Source organism: Wohlfahrtiimonas sp. G9077 (genome assembly GCF_002252155.1).
In the GTDB taxonomy this organism is placed as follows: domain Bacteria; phylum Pseudomonadota; class Gammaproteobacteria; order Cardiobacteriales; family Wohlfahrtiimonadaceae; genus Wohlfahrtiimonas.
The window spans coordinates 1-6,214 of record NZ_NEFD01000010.1; the positions used below are offsets into that span (position 1 = coordinate 1).

At 37.2% G+C, this 6,214-nt stretch carries 10 protein-coding genes; 4 read left to right on the forward strand and 6 right to left on the reverse strand.

Features of this window, described 5'->3' with window-relative positions; genetic code table 11:
* Window positions 1–246: 246 nt before the first annotated feature.
* From B9T20_RS09965 to B9T20_RS09990, 6 genes are all read right to left on the reverse strand, one after another.
* The gene (locus B9T20_RS09965; protein ID WP_094490901.1) at window positions 247–870 is read right to left on the reverse strand and encodes a hypothetical protein; all 624 of its coding nucleotides are present in this window, start codon (window positions 868–870) and stop codon (window positions 247–249) included.
* A gap of 35 nt (window positions 871–905) precedes the next feature.
* Window positions 906–1,406: a single-stranded DNA-binding protein gene (gene ssb / locus B9T20_RS09970; protein WP_094490902.1), complete on the reverse strand. Its 501-nt coding sequence runs from the start codon at window positions 1,404–1,406 to the stop codon at window positions 906–908.
* Window positions 1,406–1,996: a 3'-5' exoribonuclease domain-containing protein gene (locus tag B9T20_RS09975; RefSeq protein ID WP_094490903.1), complete on the reverse strand. Its 591-nt coding sequence runs from the start codon at window positions 1,994–1,996 to the stop codon at window positions 1,406–1,408. The genes ssb and B9T20_RS09975 overlap by 1 nt, the downstream gene beginning before the upstream one ends.
* Before the next feature lie 7 nt (window positions 1,997–2,003).
* A complete protein-coding gene (locus tag B9T20_RS09980; RefSeq protein WP_094490904.1) occupies window positions 2,004–2,189 on the reverse strand; it encodes a hypothetical protein in 186 nt (61 codons plus the stop codon).
* Between the two features lie 364 nt (window positions 2,190–2,553).
* Window positions 2,554–3,429 (reverse strand): P63C domain-containing protein, encoded by an 876-nt coding sequence (locus B9T20_RS09985; protein WP_158520542.1) that lies wholly within the window; start codon window positions 3,427–3,429, stop codon window positions 2,554–2,556.
* Window positions 3,430–3,504: 75 nt separating this feature from the next.
* Window positions 3,505–4,179, reverse strand: coding sequence for a S24 family peptidase (locus B9T20_RS09990; RefSeq protein ID WP_094488340.1), 675 nt, complete (start codon window positions 4,177–4,179; stop codon window positions 3,505–3,507).
* 135 nt (window positions 4,180–4,314) lie between these two features.
* Here B9T20_RS09990 and B9T20_RS09995 point away from each other — a divergent pair, with 135 nt between their 5' ends.
* The 4 genes from B9T20_RS09995 to B9T20_RS10010 are packed head-to-tail and all read left to right on the forward strand — an operon-like array spanning window position 4,315 to window position 6,124.
* Window positions 4,315–4,542, forward strand: coding sequence for a YdaS family helix-turn-helix protein (locus B9T20_RS09995; protein WP_094488341.1), 228 nt, complete (start codon window positions 4,315–4,317; stop codon window positions 4,540–4,542).
* A gap of 1 nt (window position 4,543) precedes the next feature.
* Window positions 4,544–4,762: a helix-turn-helix domain-containing protein gene (locus tag B9T20_RS10000; protein WP_158520544.1), complete on the forward strand. Its 219-nt coding sequence runs from the start codon at window positions 4,544–4,546 to the stop codon at window positions 4,760–4,762.
* Between the two features lie 5 nt (window positions 4,763–4,767).
* On the forward strand, window positions 4,768–5,613 hold the full coding sequence (locus B9T20_RS10005) for a helix-turn-helix domain-containing protein (protein WP_094490907.1): 846 nt from the start codon (window positions 4,768–4,770) through the stop codon (window positions 5,611–5,613).
* Window positions 5,594–6,124 (forward strand): hypothetical protein, encoded by a 531-nt coding sequence (locus B9T20_RS10010; RefSeq protein WP_148138458.1) that lies wholly within the window; start codon window positions 5,594–5,596, stop codon window positions 6,122–6,124. Before B9T20_RS10005 ends, B9T20_RS10010 begins: the two co-directional genes overlap by 20 nt.
* Window positions 6,125–6,214: the final 90 nt, after the last annotated feature.

The window sequence follows — 6,214 nt, forward strand, 5'->3', positions numbered from 1 at the left end:
TTTAAAATTGCCATGATTTGGCTATCAGTAAATTTAGATGTTTTCATTAAGAATCTCCTAACTTATTTAAATTAATATTAAGCGAAAATTCTACTTTTGAATCCTATTATTTTTAGGGGGGATTACCGGATAATGCCATCTGCTTCATACTGCTCTAGTGTAGATGGGCGTATTAAAGTGCCATTTGTGGATAAGATGTGGCGAACTTGTGTTCTATTAATAACGATCATGTTTTTCTACACCTACTTACTTTGGTTGGTTACATGCGGTAGAAAAAGATTGGTCATTGAATCTTCTACCATGTTTTACAAAATGAATATATTCCGATGCTACATCTTTAGGGCTAATATGCATTTGATTGATCAATGCTTCAGCTTCAGATGGTGATAAATATGCAGATTCATATTTATGTACTTTTTTATTGACCATCATGGTTGCCGATACCGAGATTTGTTCGCCAATCGTTGATGTTGAAATATTGACAAATTTGGCATTGATCACAGATTTAATTTTAATGAGTTCACCACGTTGTTGATGACGAATTTTAGCTTTACATTCTTGATTAACCTTTAATGTATGTGCCAGTAGTAAGCCATCAATTTTTGAAGGGGAATTTTTAGTCGTAACATTACTGCGGCGTTTTCTCTCTGTGGTTTTTGGAGGGTTCAGCTTTATACGTTGTGGTGCTTTCTTAACTTTTGGCTGAGCTGTATCATTATTTTTTGCTGCTTTTTTGTTGTGATGATACTTGGAACGCCTTTTGTTATCGCATACTTTGCAATGTGATTGAAGGCCATCTGATTTTGCTTTGTTTTTGTAAAATTCACTACCATGTTTCATGGTGTTACATGTTTTACATAACTTCATCATATGATTACTCTCCATCGATTAATATAATTGGTTATCTACAGTGGAATATCTGAATCTGGTGCATCAAAGTCCTCATTCATTAATGCATTTATATCGTGTGAGGTCAGCGCTTTTTGTTCTGCAGCTATGGCTTTGGGTGTTTGTGTTTTTGGTAGATCTTGGTTCGTTTCATAATCACCATTTTCACCGAATGCGGCGCCTTTTCTATCCAACATTTGCAAAGTATTGACAACAATTTCTGTTGTATAACGATCTTGACCTGTACTGTCTGTCCATTTACGTGTTTGTAATTGACCTTCAATATAGATCAAAGAGCCTTTACGAAGATATTGACCAGCAATGTCAGCTAATTTCCCAAAGATGACTAAGCGGTGCCATTCTGTACGTTCTTGAGGCTGTCCTGAATTGCGATCTTTCCAGTGTTCAGATGTTGCAATCGTCATGTTTGCCACGGGATTGCCGTTTGGCATGTATTTAACGTCTGGATCACGCCCTAAGTGGCCCAATAAAATCACTTTATTAATTCCACGTGCCATTATTTGCCACCATTTAACCAATGAGAAAGAATACGGGCCTCATGTTCTGTATCATGCATAGCACAGTGCGGATTACCATTTTTAAATTGTTGACGATCAATGCCAAAGAAAGTTTCTAAATCGCGGATGCAATGTGTGCGAGTGAATGCGTATTCATACATGAATGGATACGAAATATTATTTTGCATTGCGTAACTGGCTAGAATCGTGAAATCAAAATCTTTTCCACGTGACCAATAGTGAACCTCTTGTCCATCACGAATGATTGCTTCCAGTGCTTGTTTAAAGTAATCTGCTGAATCAAGCGGCGCTTCAAGTGAGGCTCTTAGTTGTGAGATATAATTATCTTTGTTGTGTTCAATATGCCAGCGGACTGTTTCTGGGCAGGCATCTAACTCGTTTTGTACACCTAAACTAAAAGTGAATCCTGCACCGCCAGATAATCGCCATTGTTGATCTTCAGGGTGGTATTTGACAAGCGTATAAGCGGCTTGAAGGATAGGGCAAGTCCCTTTTTTTAACATGCTGGTTACAGTGCCGAGCGTTTCGATATCAATAACCACATGGGTAATATTTGTATTATTTCTCATAATTTCCTCATTGGCGATGTTGAGCGCCTAAGCATTCAAGAGCTTTATCTCTGATTTGTTGGAATGTGTCGCTTGGATTAAGCGTATAAAGAGTTGTATGGCCATCTTTATAAATCGCGAGTTCTGATGTGCCATCATCACAGTTATGAATCGCCGCGACTCCGTTGTTAATGGATAGAATTTGATTGACCATGGTCGTTACTTCTCCATGAATGAAATGGTGATTGCATATTTACCAAATGACCAAGCAAAGCTCTTTAGGCTAAATTGGTTCATTGCAAACCAGGTTTTGGCATCAGCTAAGTTATCAAACGATATAAACTTCATCAGTATCTCCAGCATTTAATTGTGTGCGTGAGATGAATAATAGCAAAAGTATTTATATAGTCAATAACGATTGTAATTAATATTGCTATCATTATTGATTGTTATTGTTTTTATTAATAGTTTTTGTATTTGCTAGGCAATAAAAAACCACCCGAAGGTGGTTTTAAAGATCCGTTTATATATCAATTATATATGAATAAAATTAATATACTGCATAGGTTTTCTTTGCTTTATTGATCCTCGAATATATCTAGTTGTTGGCCAAAAACTTTTTGAAAATGTCCTTCATAATCTATTTTATTCTTTGAAATTTTTGCTATCCCTAATAATTGGCCTAAATGCATTCTAAGAGCCTTTACACCAATTTCATTTAAAAATTGGTGTAGTCGTTTACTTTTATCGCCTTTTTGAGCCTTTTCATAGTGCATCAACTCTAATAATTTTCCATTACTTTGAGCCAATGGCTTATATACGTGATTGTTAGTCAGGTGCATAAATTTAAAGGGTCTGTTTCTTTCCGGTTTTGGTAATTCATAAATTCTATACCATTCTGTATATAGCTGTTCGGGGAATTCTTTTTCATATTCTCGGGCTTCTTGCTGAACATACAGTTTGAAGGCCTCTATAACTTCTTCTTTGGTGGCATCATATCCAGAAAGAGCATAAACCAATCCCTGGATCCCTGTTTTTGCTGAAGCATTTAGAATGATATGTGCTTGTTTAGCGATTTCTTTTTGAGTAATTGAAAGGGCAGAGTCTAACTCAGCTGCAATTACAGCATTACAAAGATCTATAAGAATAGTGACATCATATCCATAAGTTAAAGGCGCTACAGAGTCTAAATGACCAGGTCTTGATAAAAATTTTATAGGATTATTTAGCTTTTCTCTTAAATCTACAGTTATATATTGTGATATGGCTTTTCCATCAATAAATCTCTGTAGGTTATTGCCTCCTTTTCCTTTAAATCCTATTGCAGATGCCATTCCTCGACTACTGATAACTGCAGTCCTTTTTTTATCATTTAAAACATAGCAATCAATATCAATACCAAAATTTTCTTGAAAATTTCCTTTTTTTATAACTTCTAAGTTAGTATTATTCATGAATTTATCCTTATAAATTTTATTCATAGTATGAAATATGTTGTATTTATTTGTAATAATAAGACCTGAAAATTTTTAAAACTCTTCTCGTTGGTATGCAATCACTCGACCAATGATGGTCACTTCTGATAAAGGCACTTCAAAAGATCTATATATCGGGTTTTCCGATTCGATTAATACCATATCACAAGGCATCCAGCGTAATGTCTTAATAAAGTCTTGCCCATCGTAATGTATTGCGAAAACTTTACCATCTTCTAGCGTGTTATTGGCTGAGTCTATAATGACAATGCCGCCACTTTCGAATTTTGGTGACATGCTATCCCCTTTAACATCGATGCTAAAGATTTTCGATATATCTGTACTTCTCCTTTTAAGGAATGCTTTTGAGAACCATAATTTGGCGCCACAGTATGGCAAGTCAGAATTTACCGCACCTGTACCTGCTGATAATGAAAAGCCATTTAAATAAGGAATCGCGACGATTTCATCAGTTAGAGGTGCAGATTCATCCCATTCGCCGACAGGTATTTTTGATATTTCTGCATTACTCATCTCTTTGCCATGTAATAGCCAATCTGGTGATACGTCTAATGCATTTGCGATATCTACAATTTTAGACGATCCCTTATTTCTGCCATTTTCTATAAACATAATTGTTGGCTGAGTAACACCAGCGAGTTCAGCAAGTTTGGCCTGAGATAGCTTTTTGGCAGCTCTAGCCTGTTTTAAGCGATCTTTCAATTCCATAGTTACCTCAAACAATTAAATTTATTCATTATTTAAGTTTATAACAATAGTTATTGTTCTACAAATTACATTTGCTATTGAAATATTAATAGCATTAGTTATAATCATTGTTATTTTCAATAACAAAGGTGGGTAATGAAAGCAAAATTAATGGAGGCTATCGATAGAGCTGGAGGGCAAACGGCCCTCGCTAGAAAATTAGGTATTAAACAAGGGCATATTGGTTCTTGGGTTCATCGATTTAAGAAAGCGCCTCCTGCGGAATATGTTTTAAAAATTGAATCGATTACAGGTATATCAAGACATGATTTGCGTCCTGATGTGTTTGGTGAACAACCAGCTAAAGCAGAAGAGGAGAAATAAGATGGAAAAACCGAAAAGAATTGGTAAACGTGAGCAAATTTTAATGTACCTGGAGGCAGGTAATCGTATTTCAGTGCATTCGGCAAAAGTGTTATTTCATACAACCGAATTACGTTCACGAATCAGTGAGCTCAAACGCCGCGGCCATAACATCACATCCGAGTATGTGAAGTGTCCTAAGACAGGGGCGATTTTTAAAGAATATTGGATTGCGAGGTAGTCCATATGAGTATGGAATTAATGGTTAAAGCAATGAAAATCAAAGTGGGTAATCCATTGCGTAAACTTGTTCTTTTGAAGTTGGCGGACAATGCCAGTGATTTAGGTGAATGTTGGCCCAGCTACCAGCATATTGCTGATCAGTGCGAGATCAGCAAACGGTCCGTAATAGGACACATTAAAGCGCTGGTAGATATGGGCCTGCTTCGTGTCGAAAATCGAATCAGAAACAACGAGAAGCAATCAAATTTATACCATTTGACACTAGATAAATCAAATGATGTAGGTGGTGCAGGAAATGCACTAGGGGGTAGTGCAGGAGATTCACTAGGTGGTGCAGCAGATGCACGAGGGGGTGGTGCAGGAGCTGCACATAGAATCAGTCACTCTTCTGAATCTATTAGTAGTGGTAGTAGTAATACCCTACCAGAAAATGCTTATCAGCAAATCATCGAAAAATGGAATGCCGCAGGATTTACACCAATTAAAGCCATCACCCCAGGCAGCCAACGCGATAAGTTATTAAAAGCTCGCATTAAAGAATTCACGCTAGAGAAAGTACTTGAAGCAATTGATATCGCGAGCCAATCAAGCTTCTTAAAAGGCGGCGGCGATAAGGGGTGGGTTATGGATTTTACGTGGTTTGTCCGCCCTAACAAATTCATTTTAGTTTACGAAAACAAATATGCAGATCGAGGAGTTAATCATGCAACCCATTCAAGCAATCCAAACCGCAAATTGTCAGCCGTTGAACGAGTGCGAATTGCAAATGAGAGAGCAAGAGCGCAAAGAGCAGCGCAGAATTCAGGCACTCGAACAAATTTGGGAGTTTATGAGCCAAATGTACGGTGAGCTTTGGACTAACTCATTTGGTGAGATTGCTAGTGAAAATATGGCATGGAAAGCAGGATTGTCGGGACTCACAGCAAAGCAAGTGATGAGTGGTTTAGAGAAAGTTGCAAAGAGTGGCAAAACATTTCCGCCAACATTGCCTGAGTTTTTAGCGTACTGCAAAGATGAGCGTTTTGATTTTGATGTTTTGTTTGCAACATGCGTCTACTGGTCATCTGACTCAGCGCTTAAGCAGCGCGGTTTACAAAGAACGCGAGAAGCATTATTCATCATGGGGATTATTGGTGGTGAGTTGCAAACAGCAACGCATGCAAAAGCAGAAGCATTGGTGAAAAAAGGAATTGCGGCGCTTGAAGCATATTTAAATGCTGGGGGTGAATTGCCAGAATTTGTGATTGAAATTGATCATCAGCCATTGCCAAAGCGTGGATTTAATTTTGAAGAGTTTATGAAGCAAATGGGGGAAGCAACATGGGTAATCCCCCCTAAAAATAATAGGATTCAAAAGTAGAATTTTCGCTTAATATTAATTTAAATAAGTTAGGAGATTCTTAATGAAAACATCTAAATTTACTGATAGCCAAATCATGGCAATTTTAAA

Excerpts from the sequence above, each read along its gene's own strand:
- B9T20_RS09975 (WP_094490903.1), bottom strand. The coding sequence starts at position 1,996 with ATGAGAAATAATACAAATATTACCCATGTGGTTATTGATATCGAAACG.
- B9T20_RS09990 (WP_094488340.1), bottom strand. The coding sequence starts at position 4,179 with ATGGAATTGAAAGATCGCTTAAAACAGGCTAGAGCTGCCAAAAAGCTA.
- ssb (WP_094490902.1), bottom strand. The coding sequence starts at position 1,406 with ATGGCACGTGGAATTAATAAAGTGATTTTATTGGGCCACTTAGGGCGT.
- B9T20_RS09965 (WP_094490901.1), bottom strand. The coding sequence starts at position 870 with ATGATGAAGTTATGTAAAACATGTAACACCATGAAACATGGTAGTGAA.
- B9T20_RS10005 (WP_094490907.1), top strand. The coding sequence starts at position 4,768 with ATGAGTATGGAATTAATGGTTAAAGCAATGAAAATCAAAGTGGGTAAT.
- B9T20_RS10000 (WP_158520544.1), top strand. The coding sequence starts at position 4,544 with ATGGAAAAACCGAAAAGAATTGGTAAACGTGAGCAAATTTTAATGTAC.
- B9T20_RS10010 (WP_148138458.1), top strand. The coding sequence starts at position 5,594 with ATGAGCCAAATGTACGGTGAGCTTTGGACTAACTCATTTGGTGAGATT.
- B9T20_RS09985 (WP_158520542.1), bottom strand. The coding sequence starts at position 3,429 with ATGAATAATACTAACTTAGAAGTTATAAAAAAAGGAAATTTTCAAGAA.
- B9T20_RS09995 (WP_094488341.1), top strand. The coding sequence starts at position 4,315 with ATGAAAGCAAAATTAATGGAGGCTATCGATAGAGCTGGAGGGCAAACG.
- B9T20_RS09980 (WP_094490904.1), bottom strand. The coding sequence starts at position 2,189 with ATGGTCAATCAAATTCTATCCATTAACAACGGAGTCGCGGCGATTCAT.